We start from the raw sequence: 14,456 nt of genomic DNA, 5'->3' as shown, positions 1-14,456 counted from the left end.
AGCAAGCAATGAAGATCACCACTTACCTAACCCTGGACGGCGCCACCCGCGAGGCGTTCACCTTCTACAAAGACGTGCTGGGCGGCACGCTGGAGATGATGACCTTTGCCCAGGCACCGGATGCCGAGCAGTTCCCCGCCGAGTATCGCGAACGGATCATGCACGCCTGCCTGAACCTCGGCGATGGTGTGCTGATGGCCTCCGACTCCTTGCCCGACACCTGTGGCGGCGGGCCATACGAAGGCATCAAGGGTTGCTCGGTTTCCCTGCATCCGAGCAGCGTGGACGAAAGCGAAAAGCTATTCGCTGCCCTGGCCGAGGGCGGCACAGTGGTCATGCCGCTGGAAAAAACCTTCTGGGCTGAGCGCTTCGGCATGCTCACCGACCGCTTCGGCGTGTCCTGGATGGTCAACTGCGAATAAGGCGACCGCATCTGCCGTTTTCAGGTCCGTAACGGTATTCGTGGTTGATTCGCATTTGGAGAGGCGACTTCTTTGTTATAACGTATCGCACCTTCTGGCGGGCACAGCGAAACGCTGTGCCCGCATCGCGATCATCCCGTTGTGAGCTGTTCATGCCCTCCCCCAATCTGACCCCGCCAGCCTCGGCGCGCCTGCATTCCATCGACGCGCTGCGCGGCCTGGTGATCCTGTTCATGCTGCTGGACCATGTCCGCGAAACCTTCCTCCTGCATATGCAGGTGCCCGACCCGATGGACGTGGCGGTCACCGAGCCGGCGCTGTTTTTCAGCCGCACCCTGGCGCATCTGTGCGCACCGGTGTTCATCTTCCTCACCGGCCTGTCCGCTTTCCTTTATGGAGAAAAACATCAGGACCGTCGTGCGGTGTCGAGCTTTCTGCTCAAACGCGGGCTGTTCCTGGTGGCGCTGGAGTTCACCTTGGTGAACTTCGCCTGGACGTTCCAATTCCCGCCCCAGGTGATTTATCTACAAGTCATCTGGGCCATCGGTCTGAGCATGCTGGCATTGTCGGCGTTGCTCTGGCTGCCGCGCCCTGCGCTGATCGTGCTGGGAATGGTGATCATCGGCGGGCACAACCTGCTCGACCCGCTGCAGTTCGCCGCAGACTCGGCATTGCACATCCCCTGGGCCATCCTGCATGACCGCGGCTGGATCGAGGTTTCGGAAAACCTGCGCCTGCGCACCTCCTATCCGCTGTTACCGTGGATAGGCGTGATCGCGCTCGGCTATGCCGCCGGCCCCTGGTTCGGCAGGAACGCGGACGCCGAGCGACGTCAGCGTTACCTGGGCGGCTGGGCTCAAGGCGCCTTGCTCACCTTTATCCTGCTGCGGCTGATCAACGGCTACGGTGAGCAGCCCTGGGTCGTCGGCGAGGATGGCCTGCGCACATTGATGAGCCTGCTGAACATCACCAAGTACCCACCGTCGCTGCTGTTCCTTTGCCTGACGCTGGGTTGCGGCCTGCTTCTGCTGCGCTACTTCGAACGCAAGCAAGACAGTGCCTGGCTGCGGCCACTGACGGTATTCGGCAGCGCGCCGATGTTCTTCTACCTGTTGCACCTGTATGTGCTGAAGCTGCTCTATATCGCCGCCGTGGCGATCTGGGGCCTGAACCGAGGCAATCACTTCGGCTTCGATGCAGTGTGGCCGCTATGGTTATGCACCGTAGCGCTGGCTGTGGTCCTGTTCCCGGCGGTGCGCTGGTTCGCCGAACTCAAGGCGCGGCGCAGGGACATCACCTGGCTCAAGTATCTATAAGCACGGCAGGCTCATAGGCCGCGTTGCACCGCGCTGAGGCCAGCGCGGTCGCCTGCTACGCGCCTTCGAATGAATCGCTTTCGAACGCACGCAGCCTGGTGCCGTCGCGCATGTCTCAGAACAAGCCGAGCGCCCAGGCGACGACGAACAACACAAGGGAAAAGCCCCACATCCACCACAGCGAGTAGCGGATGTGTCGGCCCAGATCGAGACCGGCAAGCCCGAGGGCGAGCCAGAGGGCCGGTGAGAAGGGGCTGATGAACGTCCCGATGATGTTGCCGATGGTCATCGCGTAGACCACGCTGGCCGGTTCGACACCGTGGTCAGCCACCACTTCGAGTGTCACCGGCAACAGGCCGAAGTAATACGCATCGGTACTCAACATCAGCTCCATCGGCAGACCGAAGACGCCAAGAACGATGTGCAGATTGGGCACCATCGAAGCGGGCAGCACCTTGACCAGATCCTGCGCGATAGAGGTCAGCATCCCCGTGCCGGTGAAGATTCCAAGCATCGAACCAGCCGCGAGAATGATCATGCCCATGCTCAACGCCGCCGGTGCGTGCGCCGCAATGCGTTGCATCTGGATCTTGCCACCCGGGTAGTTGATCAGCAGGACCAGCGACAGTCCGATCATGAAGATGTAGCCGGCCGGCAGCACGCCGGCGAATAGCGACACCAACACCAGCAAAAACAGGCCGCCATTGATCCAGAGCCGGCCGGGGCGCTCCAGTGCGCGCTCTTCTTCGCTGGGCTCGTGAAGATGGTGCTGGCTCTCCACCAGCACGCCGGCATCGGCATCACCGACGCCCGATGCGATACGGCGCTGCTCGCGCCAGCCAAGCAAGGCCGCCAGCGCCACCAGCAACACCACTCCAACGCCCTGAATGGCGATCAGCGGACGCCACAGTTCGGTGACATCGATGCCGGTGACCGCCGCCGCCCGGCCCAACGGCCCAGCCCAGGGCACCATGTTGAAGATACCCGCGCCCAATGCCAGCAGCAGCAGCATCAGATAGGGGCTCATGCGCAGCTGTCGATAGAGCGGCAGCAACGCCGGAATCGTCAGCAGAAAGGTGGTCGCGCCTGCACCGTCGAGGTGCGCCAGCATGCCGATCACCGCAGTGGCCACCGTGACGGCGACGACATTGCCGCGGGTCAGCCTGACCATGGTCCCGATGATCGGGCGGAACAGGCCGGTGTCCTGCAGCACGCCGAAGAATGTGATGGCGAAGACGAACATGGTGGCAATGGCAATCACCCGGCCAAGGCCATCGGTGAAGAATCCGGTGATAGCTTCCAGCCCGAAGCCAGCCAGCAATGCCCCCGCGAGAGGTACCAGAATCAGCGGCAGAATGGGCGCCATGCGCCCGACGAGCAACAGCAGTACAAGACTGCCAATGGTCAACAGACCAATCAGGGTCAACACACCTTATCTCCTCTTTATTTTTATCCGGCTGAGAACAGCTGAGTCGGAAGGCTACGAAACCAAGCTTTCAGAAACCTTTACCGGCTTTGCCGTGACAGCCGAATACGTGAGCGGATATGTCGAGCCACGCGTGCAGTAGGTGCCTGCCCATTGCCCCTGCTGGAAGTGCCCATCGATCCGAAAGATGTGAACTCGCTAGCAAAATGCCACTACAGCAGCCATGATATCTCCAGCGTCCGCTGCGGGCCGGCCGAATGCCATACGCCACCCCGCCCGGCCAGGCTCTTGCGCAGGGCCAGCCCCCTGATCACTGATGGCAACGGAACGTCCCTATGTCGCCCATTCGTCTCGCTGTATGGCCTTTGGTCCTGACCGCTGCCTGTTACACGTCCTTCGCCAGCGCGCTGGGTTTGGGAGAGATCAGCCTGCACTCGGCCCTCGCCGAACCGCTGAAGGCCGACATCGGCTTGCTTGAAGCGCGCGGGCTGGGCAGCGACGAGATCAAAGTGCGTCTGGCCCCGAGCGACGTATTCGCCCGCGCTGGCGTTGAGCGTCCCGACTTCCTTTCGAGCCTGCGTTTCGTTCCGATACTGGAACAGGGCAGACAGCGCATCAGTGTCAGCTCCAGCGCGCCCGTCAATGAGCCTTATCTGAATTTCATCGTCGAGCTGACACTGCCGGGTGGCCAGCTGTTGCGCGAATACACGCTGCTGCTCGATCCGCCGCTGTACCAACCCACGCTAGCGGCGCAAGCCCAAGCTCAACCAGAAGCACCACCGGTCGCACAGCTCCGGCCGGTTCAGGCCGTATCAGCCAAGCCTAGACCAGCCGAGCCGTTGCCGGTGGCCGAGCAAGGCAAACGCTACCGGATCATGCCCGGCGACAGCCTGTGGGGCATCGCCGGGCGCATGGGAAATCCGCTGTCGACCTCCCGTGAAGCATTCATGGCCGACCTGTTTGCGCTCAACCCAGCCGCGTTCATCAATGGTGACCGCAACCGCCTGCGGGTCGGTACCGAGCTATTGCTGCCGGACAGCGCCATGCCTGGCCAGAGTACCGCCGAGCAGCCTGCGGCCCAGGCGCAAGCTGGCGAAGCCGTATCGACAACAGTGCCGACGGCGGCAACGCGGTCCGCGCAGCCTGCGCTCAGCGAACAGCCGTCCACAGCGGATCGAGGCCTGATCGAAGTGCTCAGCCAGCTGGAAGCCCAGGTTCTCAGCCTGCAGGCCCAGATGGATGAGCAGAACCGTCTGCTCGCCGAAGCGCAGCGCAGCGTTGCCCAGCGTCAAAGCCAGGCCCCGGAGCCGTCTGCCGAGCCAATAGCGGAGCCCATAGCCGAGCAGGCACCAGCCGCGCGCCCTGCGCAGCCGCAAACAGCGCCAGCTGCCGTGCCGGTCCCTGCGGTGCAGCAAGAAAGCAGTGGCAATGGGTGGCTATTTGCCGCGCTGGGCTTACTGGCCCTGCTGGTGGGCTTGCTGATTCTTCGCCGCCGACCCATTGCCGTCGCGCTGACCACGCCCGAGCCCCGTGCGGCTCATGCCAAGCGTGCTGAAGCGTCCTTCCCTGACATCAACCCTTTCCACCGGCAGGGGGTAGATGTCACCGAAATGACGATGGACGAATACCTCGGTCGCGCGCCCGCCTCGCAACCATCGCAGCCGCAGCCAGCCCTGTTGCTTGACGAGATGCTGGTCAGCCTGCCGGATGACCTGGACGCGCTGACCTCAATCGCAGCCGCCGATGACAAGAATGCGGAACTACGCGAGCGTCTCAACGAGGCGCTCGGCTGCATCGATCGAGGCGAAGTCGATCGTGCAACGAGTCTGTTGGTCGCAGTTCTGGATCAGAGCAACAGCGGCGACGGTCAGTACGTCCGCGAGCAACTCGCACGTATCGCCTGAGCGAACACGTGCGGCGGGTTTTCCGCTTGATGTGCGGGCGCGCCGCTTGCCGATAGCGGTGGTTCTATCGCCGCCAGTCGATTCGCGGCGTACCAGGCAAGGCTAACAGCAGGCTGCTACCAGACCGTGCGGCATACTAGTCAGCCCAACCTGGAGAACATGCCCCGTGGATCTGCTCTTTCTCGGCACTTCGTCCGGCACGCCCACCCGAGCCCGTAATGTCACCGCGCTGGCGTTGCTGGAAGACACCGGCAAGGCCTGGTACCTGATCGATTGCGGCGAAGGCACCCAGCACCGGCTGCTACGCACCCCGCTGTCGCTGCACGACCTGCGCGCCATCTGCATCACCCATGTACATGGCGACCACTGCTACGGCCTGCCCGGCTTGCTCGCCAGTGCCGGGATGATGGGGCGCAAGGCTGCGCTGACGATCATTGCTCCGCACGGCATCGAGACCTGGGTGCGTGCGACGCTGGAGATGAGCCAGAGCTGGCTGGGCTACGAACTCGACTTCCATGCCGTCGAGTCGCTGGACGAATGGCGCAGCCCGAACATGCGCATCGAGGCCGCCGCGCTTTCCCACCGCGTGCCCTGTTACGGCTACAGCTTTACCGAAGCCCGCCCTGACCCGCGCCTGGATACCGACCGGCTTGATCGCGACGGCGTGCCCCGCGGCCCGCTCTGGGGCCAACTGGCCAGGGGTTTCGACGTCGAGCACGAGGGCCGTGTACTGCGCAGCGACGACTACCTGAGCTTCACCCGCGCCCCGCAGCGAATCGTCATCGGCGGCGACAACGACCGTCCCGAACTGCTCGGCGACGCCTGTCGCGGCGCCCAGTTGCTGGTCCACGAAGCGACCTACACCGAAGCGGTTGCCAACGACGCGCGCGGTGATTACGGCCATAGCACCGCGGCATCGGTGGCGCGCTTTGCGCAAGCGGTGGGGCTGCCGAACTTGGTGTTGACCCATTTCAGCGCCCGCTATCAGAAGCATGCCGGGCGTGGGCACTCGATCGAAGACCTGCGCGCCGAAGCCAGCTCGCTTTACGCCGGCCAGCTATTGCTAGCCGAAGACTTCATGCACTTGCGCCTCGGCAAGGACGGACAACTGACAGCCATCGAGCCGCCCAGCCCTCGCCCGCCACGCTGACTGCAGTAAAGATCGTCAGCAACCGCTGCAGCTCCGACCCGGCTGACTACACTGGCTGCTGCACCTGCGGCCAGCGCAGTGGCCCTGCACCGCTTTCGATACCCGACGGAGCCGCCGATGGAACGTCTCACCGCACAACACTTCGCCCCCGAACTGCTCGAACTTTACGACTTCTACGTTCACGGCAAACTCAGCCGCCGGGAATTTCTCGACCGCGCGGCAGCCTTCACCCTGTGCAGCATGAGCGCCGTTGCCGTGCTCGACGCGCTGACGCCCAACTACGCGCTTGCCCAGCAGGTTCCCTTTACCGATCCGCAAATCACCGCCGAGTACATCACCTACCCCTCACCCAACGGCCACGACCAGGTACGCGCCTATCTGGTACGACCAGCGAAGGTCGAGGGCAAAGTGCCAGGGATTGTCGTCGCCCACGAGAATCGCGGGCTCAATCCCTACATCGAAGACGTTGCGCGGCGCGTGGCCAAGGCTGGTTTCATCGCCCTGGCGCCGGACGGGTTGAGTTCGGTTGGCGGCTATCCCGGAAATGATGACAAGGGCCGTGAACTGCAAGCCGCGGTCGACCCGCAGAAGCTGATGAACGATTTCTTCGCCGCCATCGAATGGCTAATGGCGCATGAAGCCACCACCAAGAAAATCGGCATCACCGGCTTCTGCTATGGCGGTGGCGTGGCCAACGCTGCTGCCGTGGCCTATCCGGAACTGGCAGCAGCAGTGCCGTTCTATGGCCGCCAGGCCAATCCGGCGGACGTCGAAAAGATCCAGGCGCCGCTGCTTTTTCAGTTCGCCGAGCACGACGAGCGCGTGAATGAAACCTGGCCCGCCTATGAAGCCGCGCTCAAGGCGGCCGGCAAGCATTACGAAGCGCACATCTACCCAGGCACCCATCACGGATTCCACAACGACAGCACCCCGCGTTACGACGAGCAGGCGGCGGAGCTGGCGTGGCAGCGCACCATCGCCTGGTTTCAGCGCTATTTGAGCTGACGCGTCTCTACCGTGGCCGGCACTGAGCGCCACGGTCACCCCCCTACCGATCTGCCTTGAGAACGCCGGCGTGTTCGCCAGCGCATCAGCACCGCGCAACAACTGGCCCGTCCCTAGCGCGCCGCGGCATGGCGATACATCCGCCGCTGCATGTTGACGTTTACGTAAAAGAACGGTACTGCTATGGCTGTCCGCAACGTTCAGGAACTCCCCTCGATGACCTTCAGCGCAACGCTCGATGACCGCCAGGCCGATCTCTGGTTAGAGGGCTCCCATGGGCGCATCTTTGTCCGTAGCTGGTTTCCTGAGGCCGATGCGCTTAGACCAGACCGCGCACCGATCCTGCTTCTGCATGAGTCGCTCGGTTGCGTCGAGCAATGGAAGGAATTTCCCGCCGCCCTCGCCAATGCGACCGGCCGAACAGTGGTCGCCTATGACCGACTGGGTTTCGGTCGTTCCGACCGGCTGACCGCTCCACCCAGGCCGACCTTCGTCGAGGACGAAGCCGCGCAAGGCTTCGCTCGTGTGCTGGAACACCTGGGAATCGAGCGCTTCGTGATACTCGGACACAGCGTCGGCGGCAGCATGGCCGTGCATTGCGCCGCTCGATATCCCGAAGCCTGCCAGGCGATGATCACCATGTCGGCCGTTACCTTCGTCGAAGCGCGCACCCTCGCGGGCATCCGCCAAGCCAAAGCCTGGTTCACCGACCCGGCGCAGCGCGAACGCCTGCACCGCTACCACGGCGATCGAAGTGATTGGGTACTGAGCGCCTGGATCAATACCTGGCTAGCGCCAGACTTCGCCTCATGGACGCTGGCCCACGCCCTGCCCGAAGTCGGCTGCCCAGCGCTTGCCATCCATGGCGGTGACGATGAGTTCGGCTCCGAACGACACCCTCAGCTGATCGCCGAGCATGCCAGCGGCCAAGTCGAACAGGCGCTGCTTCCCGGTGTAGGCCATGTGCCGCATCGCGAGAAACCGGAACAGGTGCTGGAGCGGGTCGAACGCTTTCTGCAGTCGGTTGGTTGAGTCCTGCGCGTTCGGGTACTTTGGCGACCGCCGGGGCTCCAGCAGTTTGAAAGCAGTGCCTTCACCGCTAGCGAAGGCACTTCTGCAGATCAGGACCGTTGGTTGAACCTGCCCAGATCCATATGGCGGTTCACGTCCTTGTACAGCAGGTAGCGGAACTTGCCCGGGCCGCCGGAATAGCAGGCCTGCGGGCAGAAGGCTCGCAGCCACATGTAGTCACCCGCCTCGACCTCGACCCAATCCTGATTCAAGCGGTACACCGCCTTGCCTTCCAGTACGTACAGGCCGTGTTCCATCACGTGGGTTTCGGCAAAGGGAATCACCGCCCCTGGCTCGAAGGTAACGATGTTGACGTGCATGTCGTGGCGCATGTCGCTCATATCGACAAAGCGCGTGGTGCCCCATTTGCCGTCGGTACCGGGCATGAGGATCGGCTCTATATCGTTCTCGTTGGTGACGAAAGCCTCCGGGTAGGGCAAACCCTCGACCGCCTGATAGCCCTTGCGAATCCAGTGGAAGCGCACGGGTGTCGCCCCCGTGTTGCGCACGCTCCATTTGGCCGCCGGCGGTATGAACGCGTAGCTGCCGGGACGCATGTCATAAGGGGTACCCTCGATCGTCAGGGAGAATTCCCCATCGACGACGAACAATACGGCTTCGGCATTCGGGTCCTGCTCGGGCCGGTCGCTGCCGCCGCCGGAACCCAGCTCAACGATGTACTGGGAAAATGTTTCGGCGAAGCCCGAAAGCGGACGGGAAAGTACCCACATGCGCATGTTGTCCCAGAAGGGCAAATGGCTGGTGACGATGTCGCGAAGCACCCCCTTCGGAATGACCGCGTAGGCCTCTGTGAACATTGCACGGTCGGTTAGCAGCTGAGTCTGCTCGGGATGCCCGCCCGTAGGAACGTAGTACGTTGTGCTTGCCATGGTTCTCCAGGTGCATCGAGGGCTTGCTGATACTTAGCCGCAAGCCATGTGGATGGAGTAGTAACTGTATACAACCAGAACATGATCAGTCAAAAATTGTATACAATTTTTCGAACTGGCTGCGCCGCAAGCACTATCGCACCGGTTCGCTGCCACACCGCAACGCTAACCAAAAGCCGTTATAGCTGACGGCTTTCCACGGCATGAAAGGTGCGGCGGTAGTCAGACGGCGTAGTGCCCAGTTGGGCAGCGAATTGCTGGCGTAGCGAAAGCGTGGTGCCGAAGCCAACCTCCGCTGGCGTCCGGAGTTCTGGCTGGGCGCTACGACGAAGGCATTCCTGCAGGCACTCGACTGACGACCGAGGGTTTTTCTTGGCTCGAAGAGTTCGTTTTCGAGAACAAGAGAGATGAGCGAATTGCGGCGGCCAAGCAGCTTAAGGCAATAGCCAATGACCTCGGAGCAACCCGGGCCCAGCTGGCATTAGCCTGGGTGCTTCAGAACCAAGCTGTAACGTCAGTTTTGGTAGGCGCCTCAAGCGTGGCGCAGTTGCAGGAAAACCTCGGAGCGCTCGAGCTTGTTCCGCGAGTTGATGCTGCTGTGCTTCAGAAGATGCATAAGATCTTCGAGCACCATTAATGGGATCGTCACGCTAGCAAAGTTCTCGCACGAGGCTTGGCCAGCTTCCGGTTTCCGTTGGCCATTATCAGAGGCGACCGGCCATAGTTGCCGGTCGCTAATGTCCATTTTCGGCCAGAGGCAGACATCCGGATGTCATGACGGCACACCTTGCTGACCTCTGTTTCCGGCACATTCTCTCAAGCTAGCCAAGGCTAGGCTGTCGGCACTGTTCCACCATCAATAACGAACTCGGTCCCGGTGATGGAAGCGGCCCGAGGCGAAGCAAGGAAAGCAATCAGGTCAGCAACTTCCGTCGGTGTCGATGGGCGCCCAAGTGGTATACCCCCCAGTGCGCCCATGATGATCTGCTTGCCACCCTCATAGTCAGTTCCCGCTTCCTGCGCGAGCCGCTCGGCCAATGCGACTGAGGCTTCGGTTTCAACCCAGCCGGGCGATACCCGGACGACCCGCACCCCTTTCGGCGATACCTCTTTCGATAGGCTCTTGCTGTAAGTCGAGAGCGCAGCCTTGGCCGCGGCATAAGCGGTCGTGGCTTCCGGCAGAGGCAGCCGACTCTGGATCGAAGTCACGTGGATGATGACGCCCTGCCCCTGCGCCAGCATATCCGGCAGCAAGGCCCGATCCAGGCGCACGGCCGGAAACAGGTTCAGGTCGAGCTCGCGTTGCCACTGCCCGTCATCCAGCGCAGCGAAGCCGCCACCGGGGGCCGAAGAGCCACCCAGCACATGCACGATGATGTCGACGCCTCCCAGTCGCGCTTTGACTGCGGATGCCAACGCCTCACAGCCTTTCGGGGTCGAGAGATCTGCCGCGACCAAGAGGCCTCCCGGCATTTCGAAGTCGGCCTCCCGGGCCGAGGTCATCACCTTCGCGCCCTGAGCCAGGAACAAGTCGACAACCGCACGCCCGACGCCCTTCGTGCCTCCGGTCACCAAGACCCGCTTACCGCTCAATTCAAGGTTCAGCACGGGATGATCTCCAGCGAGAGGATTCGGCCGTTCTCCAGCCTAAACACTTGGTTCAGCTGGACCGGGCTACCAGTGAAATTACCGGTAAGCCGCGTGTTGACAGTCAGCTTGCCCTCCCCCTGTAGCGCCTGAAGCGGTTCAACTTCGAAGGCGAAGGCCTGCCGAACCTCATGCTGCCAGGCTTCGATGGCCGCGAGGCCGTCATGAGTTTTGTTCTCATCGAACACCGTGGCGTCCGTGCAGAAGCAGCTGGCAAGCTGCGATAGGTCACCACCGTTGCTGATGTCAAAGTACGTCTCGACGACGTCCGGAAGCTGTAGGCTCATTCGAAATTTCTCCTGGATGGATTTCAAAGCGATCTTGCGGCCGCGGTAACAGCCAACTCAATAGGGACAAAGATGCATGGCTAATCCCTTAAATCAGGATAATTAAGAGCATTCGGCTAAACCTAATGGCCTATCAAGCCTTCGTCCGTCTGCGCACGACCTGAGCTGCTGGGGGCTTGGGTGAGCTGAGAAAGACGGGCTTAACGGTGTGGCGCCAGGCTTTAAGGCGCGACATGTCCGCCAAGCGAAGTTGGATGTTTAGCAACCGGTAGGCAGATAGCCCAGGCACATCCGTGACTACGATGGAGGCCCACAGAGGTTGGCTCGCCTGATCCACGGGCGCGGTCAAGATGCTAGTAGCGGTTGCTCTTGGCCAGCCGGAGTCACGGGCATCGCACGTGTGCCGGGGCGCCAAGATCAGGAGATCAAACCTAGCGTCGATCCCTTCAGGGTTGCGGCCGCTCGGGTAGAACAATCCAGTTTCCGAAAGATGCTTTCTACGTGAGTGCGCACGGTGCTCGGGCTGATCTCCAACAGCCGCGCCACCTGCTTATTGCTGGCGCCCCGGCTGATTTCCAGAAGAACACGGCATTCGCGTGCGCTGAGCACTGCTGCCCTCGGCTGATGCAACCGGCGCTTGCCGCCGGCGGCTGTGGCACTGGACGCGTCAGCTACAACCCGGCTGCCACTACCGCCGAGCTGGTCGCGTGTCTCATCAGGGTCGAGAAGCTGAAGGTGCATTGGTTTAGTCCTGGACGGGCTTGGCGAGCGATCTTGCTGCCGAAGCGACAATTTGCTCAACTGGGACAGACCCAAATGCCCCATCCCGAAATACAGGACAATCCATGCCAGACCTACGCATTGGCCTCGGTGAGTTGGACGCTGTTATCGCGGTGGCGCGCCGGGCTTCGTTTCGCCAGGCAGCCATTGACCTCAACGTATCGACCACCGCGCTTAGCAACACCATCGCCAAAGTGGAAGCGAGCCTCGAGACGCGGCTTTTCAATCGAACCACACGCAGCGTGGCTGTCACCGAGGCGGGCCGGATCTTTCTGGACCAGGTGGGGCCGGCCTTGCAGGATGTACGGGCAGCGCTCGATGCCGTGCGTTCGCATAATGCAAGCGCCTCGGGCACGCTGCGAATCAACGCGTTCGCCACTGCCGCACGGGCAGCGCTCTTGCCGCTGGTGGTGGAGTTCCTGCGGCAGCATCCGAAGGTGCATATCGACCTCGTCACCGAAGGTCGTCTGGTGGACATCGTCGCTGACGGCTTCGATTTCGGCGTACGTTCCGCGAGTATTGTACCGAGCGATATGATCGTGATTTCGCTCGGTCAACCCCGGCGGTACGCGGTGGTGGGTACGCCAGCATACTTCGCCCGACATGGACGGCCACGCACCCCGCCCGACCTCCACAACCATGCCTGCATTCGCATCCGGCTGCCGAACGGCGCCATTTTTCCTTGGCATTTCGAACGAGACGAGGAAGTCATCAAGCTCGACGTAGCCGGGCCGCTGACGCTCGACGAGGCCAGCGTCTCCAAAGCGGTCGTGGAGCAAGGCCTGGGGCTCGGCTTTTTCATGGAGCAGGACGTTCAGGCTGAAATCGAAGCCGGGCAGTTCGAGCGGGTCCTTGAGGACTGGACGCCTCCCCGGGACAACCTCTGCCTGTACTACCCGAACCGCCGCAACCCCTCTGCCGCGTTCCAGGCATTCGTAGCCCTGGTTCGCGCCGGTCAAAACAGCTAAGACGGACTCACCTCACCCGATCATCCGCTCCAGCAGGCCGTCGAGCGATCCATCTTCCGCGCCCGCTATCAGGCGATCAGCCCCAGCGTCAGCGCCTTCAAGGTGGCAGCGGCTCGGGTCGAGCATTCCAGCTTGCGAAAGATGCTTTCCACGTGCGTGCGGACCGTGCTCGGGCTGATGTCCAGTAGCCGCGCCACCTGCTTGTTGCTGGCGCCACGGCTGATCTCAAGCAGGATGCGGCACTCCCGCACGGTGAGTATCGAACCCTTCGGCTGATGAACTCGGCGCTCGCCCCGTGCCGCTGCGATCACCGCATCGCAGACGTCGCTGTCGAACAGTCCCTTGCCGACGTCCTGTTTAAGCAGCCTTTCCGCCTCCGATTCGCCGTAGGCCGACCGCCACGGCCTTGCCCCTCTTAGCGCGACCCAGGCGACGGACGAAGCGAACAGCCGATGCTCAGCGCACAGCGCATCACCCATCACGCCTCGAAAATAGCCGCTGCCGTTGAGCCGTTCGTAAGCATGGGCTGCGATCTCTCCGGGCACGGCCAGTTCGCTGATGGGCCGCAGTGCCTGTTGCGTCCAGTACGGCACGAGGTGTACCCGCTCCGCGGCCCCGTAAGGCAACGCCCCAGCGGTGTTCCATAGGTGATTGGAAACAGCCGCCCGGCCGAGGCCGTAAACGAGCGCTGCTTTTCCGATCGCGGTCAGCGTTGGCTCACTCAAGCCCGACAAGCGTGCCGCCTCTACGGCAACATGCGCCACTTGACGCGAATGGCCCGCTAGCCAGGGAAGCTTCAGGTCGATCACATCTCCCCAACGTCAGTGATACGGAACGCTCCGTCTCTGCATGGGCCGGGGGCTTCGAAAGGGTTTCGAGATTCGCCAGCCACTCCCCGGCGTTTTCCACCAGCAAGGACGCCAGCGAGGCGGGATAACGTCGATCCGACTGTTCACGAATCCAGCGCAGCGCAGCGTCCAGGCCATGTGCTCGGCTGAGAATGTCCAGATCACCGGCAAGCACCACCTGATAGGCCGCTTCAGGAATATGCTCATGGGTCACGCCCAATGGCCGACCAGTCCCGTCGTAGGTTTCGAATACGCGGCACAAGCCCGCTTCGACAGCGGCACCGAGTTCGAGGGTTTTGGCGATTTCACCAGACACCTCGCAGTGCACGACGGCAAGCGGAGTTGCCTGATGCACCGCGTTCATTTCTTCCTTGCCTAGGGTCTGGTCGAGCATCGCACGGCGGCCCTCGACGTCATCACCGAGCAAATCCGCGAACCCTTCGGCGTTGGCAGTGCAGCCGGACCAGCGCAACAAGGCGACCTGCTCCGCAACCTGCAGGTGCTCGCCATCGCCATGCGCGGCTTGCGCCAGCATACGTGCCAGGCTTGCAACGCGCCGGGAATGCCCGAGCGGCTGTCCCATACTGAGGTCACCTACCTGGGCAATAGCCGTCAGTGCTCCGCTCAGAGAGATGTCCAGCTGCAGCGCGCTATCCATGAAAAAATGCTCCGGGGTCGGATAAATGACCGATGCCCGCAGCGCAGGCCAGTCAGCAGAATTTGAGCTCCCACATAGGAGCTC

At 62.3% G+C, this 14,456-nt stretch carries 12 protein-coding genes and 2 pseudogenes; 8 read left to right on the top strand and 6 right to left on the bottom strand.

From position 1 onward, the window contains the following. The first annotated feature begins 8 nt into the window (after positions 1–8). Both SM130_RS06195 and SM130_RS06190 read left to right on the top strand, forming a co-directional pair. A complete protein-coding gene (locus SM130_RS06195; protein ID WP_102823262.1) occupies positions 9–422 on the top strand; it encodes a VOC family protein in 414 nt (137 codons plus the stop codon). Positions 423–574: 152 nt separating this feature from the next. Next, on the top strand, positions 575–1,738 hold the full coding sequence (locus SM130_RS06190; protein WP_102823261.1) for a DUF1624 domain-containing protein: 1,164 nt from the start codon (positions 575–577) through the stop codon (positions 1,736–1,738). Between the two features lie 115 nt (positions 1,739–1,853). Here the strand turns inward: SM130_RS06190 and SM130_RS06185 are convergent, their stop codons facing one another. Continuing rightward, positions 1,854–3,167: a CitMHS family transporter gene (locus SM130_RS06185; protein ID WP_102823260.1), complete on the bottom strand. Its 1,314-nt coding sequence runs from the start codon at positions 3,165–3,167 to the stop codon at positions 1,854–1,856. Between the two features lie 332 nt (positions 3,168–3,499). Between SM130_RS06185 and SM130_RS06180 the strand changes: the two genes are divergently transcribed. From SM130_RS06180 to SM130_RS06165, 4 genes are all read left to right on the top strand, one after another. Continuing rightward, positions 3,500–5,068, top strand: coding sequence for a type IV pilus assembly protein FimV (locus SM130_RS06180; RefSeq protein ID WP_102823259.1), 1,569 nt, complete (start codon positions 3,500–3,502; stop codon positions 5,066–5,068). Between the two features lie 166 nt (positions 5,069–5,234). Next, the gene (locus SM130_RS06175; RefSeq protein ID WP_102823258.1) at positions 5,235–6,218 is read left to right on the top strand and encodes a ribonuclease Z; all 984 of its coding nucleotides are present in this window, start codon (positions 5,235–5,237) and stop codon (positions 6,216–6,218) included. 117 nt (positions 6,219–6,335) lie between these two features. After that, positions 6,336–7,223: a YghX family hydrolase gene (yghX, locus tag SM130_RS06170; protein WP_102823257.1), complete on the top strand. Its 888-nt coding sequence runs from the start codon at positions 6,336–6,338 to the stop codon at positions 7,221–7,223. A gap of 216 nt (positions 7,224–7,439) precedes the next feature. After that, positions 7,440–8,255, top strand: a complete 816-nt coding sequence (locus tag SM130_RS06165) for an alpha/beta fold hydrolase (RefSeq protein WP_102823256.1) — start codon at positions 7,440–7,442, stop codon at positions 8,253–8,255. An 89-nt stretch (positions 8,256–8,344) separates the two neighbouring features. Here the strand turns inward: SM130_RS06165 and SM130_RS06160 are convergent, their stop codons facing one another. After that, positions 8,345–9,184, bottom strand: coding sequence for a bifunctional allantoicase/(S)-ureidoglycine aminohydrolase (locus SM130_RS06160; protein WP_102823255.1), 840 nt, complete (start codon positions 9,182–9,184; stop codon positions 8,345–8,347). 253 nt (positions 9,185–9,437) lie between these two features. Between SM130_RS06160 and SM130_RS22315 the strand changes: the two genes are divergently transcribed. Further along, positions 9,438–9,821, top strand: a complete 384-nt coding sequence (locus SM130_RS22315; RefSeq protein WP_102823254.1) for an aldo/keto reductase — start codon at positions 9,438–9,440, stop codon at positions 9,819–9,821. Positions 9,822–10,015: 194 nt separating this feature from the next. Here SM130_RS22315 and SM130_RS06155 read toward each other — a convergent pair whose 3' ends face one another. From SM130_RS06155 to SM130_RS06145, 3 genes and pseudogenes are all read right to left on the bottom strand, one after another. Next, positions 10,016–10,792 carry an SDR family oxidoreductase gene (locus tag SM130_RS06155; protein WP_102823253.1) on the bottom strand — a complete coding sequence of 259 codons (777 nt, stop codon included), beginning with the start codon at positions 10,790–10,792 and terminating at the stop codon, positions 10,016–10,018. Further along, positions 10,786–11,118 carry a nuclear transport factor 2 family protein gene (locus SM130_RS06150; protein WP_102823252.1) on the bottom strand — a complete coding sequence of 111 codons (333 nt, stop codon included), beginning with the start codon at positions 11,116–11,118 and terminating at the stop codon, positions 10,786–10,788. The genes SM130_RS06155 and SM130_RS06150 overlap by 7 nt, the downstream gene beginning before the upstream one ends. A gap of 417 nt (positions 11,119–11,535) precedes the next feature. Further along, positions 11,536–11,724 (bottom strand): annotated as a pseudogene (locus SM130_RS06145) (response regulator transcription factor); the annotation flags it as partial. 239 nt (positions 11,725–11,963) lie between these two features. On the opposite strand from SM130_RS06145, the gene SM130_RS06140 reads away from it, so the two are divergent. Then, positions 11,964–12,866, top strand: coding sequence for a LysR substrate-binding domain-containing protein (locus tag SM130_RS06140; protein WP_102823250.1), 903 nt, complete (start codon positions 11,964–11,966; stop codon positions 12,864–12,866). Positions 12,867–12,934: 68 nt separating this feature from the next. On the opposite strand, the pseudogene SM130_RS06135 reads toward SM130_RS06140, so the two are convergent. Then, positions 12,935–14,372, bottom strand: a pseudogene (locus SM130_RS06135) (HD domain-containing phosphohydrolase). Positions 14,373–14,456 lie beyond the last annotated feature (84 nt).

The organism is Stutzerimonas stutzeri (assembly GCF_038561965.1).
GTDB classification, from domain to species: Bacteria; Pseudomonadota; Gammaproteobacteria; order Pseudomonadales; family Pseudomonadaceae; genus Stutzerimonas; species Stutzerimonas stutzeri_AA.
This window is presented reverse-complemented; position numbering and strand designations above follow the sequence as displayed.

Coding starts and splice junctions, on each gene's coding strand:
- SM130_RS06195 (WP_102823262.1), top strand. CDS start 9: ATGAAGATCACCACTTACCTAACCCTGGACGGCGCCACCCGCGAGGCG.
- SM130_RS06190 (WP_102823261.1), top strand. CDS start 575: ATGCCCTCCCCCAATCTGACCCCGCCAGCCTCGGCGCGCCTGCATTCC.
- SM130_RS06180 (WP_102823259.1), top strand. CDS start 3,500: ATGTCGCCCATTCGTCTCGCTGTATGGCCTTTGGTCCTGACCGCTGCC.
- yghX (WP_102823257.1), top strand. CDS start 6,336: ATGGAACGTCTCACCGCACAACACTTCGCCCCCGAACTGCTCGAACTT.
- SM130_RS06165 (WP_102823256.1), top strand. CDS start 7,440: ATGACCTTCAGCGCAACGCTCGATGACCGCCAGGCCGATCTCTGGTTA.
- SM130_RS06160 (WP_102823255.1), bottom strand. CDS start 9,184: ATGGCAAGCACAACGTACTACGTTCCTACGGGCGGGCATCCCGAGCAG.
- SM130_RS06150 (WP_102823252.1), bottom strand. CDS start 11,118: ATGAGCCTACAGCTTCCGGACGTCGTCGAGACGTACTTTGACATCAGC.
- SM130_RS06140 (WP_102823250.1), top strand. CDS start 11,964: ATGCCAGACCTACGCATTGGCCTCGGTGAGTTGGACGCTGTTATCGCG.